The following is a 352-nucleotide window of genomic DNA, read 5'->3' as shown; positions in this document are numbered from 1 at the left end:
AAAAGGAAGTTACATATATGGAGTAGCACCTTATAAAGAGGGGATTGTTTTTTTAGCCAATAAAATAGATAAATCCCGTTTAAAATCCATAAACACTAATTCAAAATTGTATCGATTCACAAGTGCAGGAGATGTTGTTCCTTTTTCAGAACTGAGAACTATTTTTCAGGCAGGTCCTGTTTCTTTTTATAACAACGGTAATTCTGTTGTTTATACGCTAAACAAATTACGTTCTTTAAAAATTGGAGACAAACCATTTGGAGAGATCAATAATTTACAACTATATGCTGGACATAAAAAAGAAGGCAGTGAAAAATGGTCTCGCCCAGTCTTAATTTCAAAAAAATTCTGT

The 352-nt window shown here is 31.8% G+C and carries 1 protein-coding gene; it reads left to right on the top strand.

Translation table 11 applies throughout. The features are described from left to right. On the top strand, nucleotides 1–352 hold a 352-nt coding region (locus tag IUY40_RS19325; RefSeq protein ID WP_195738470.1), incomplete at both ends, for a hypothetical protein.

The organism is Flavobacterium sp. ALJ2 (assembly GCF_015594725.1).
In the GTDB taxonomy this organism is placed as follows: domain Bacteria; phylum Bacteroidota; class Bacteroidia; order Flavobacteriales; family Flavobacteriaceae; genus Flavobacterium.
Note: the sequence above shows the minus strand (reverse complement) of the source record. Positions and strands in the feature narration are given on the sequence as shown.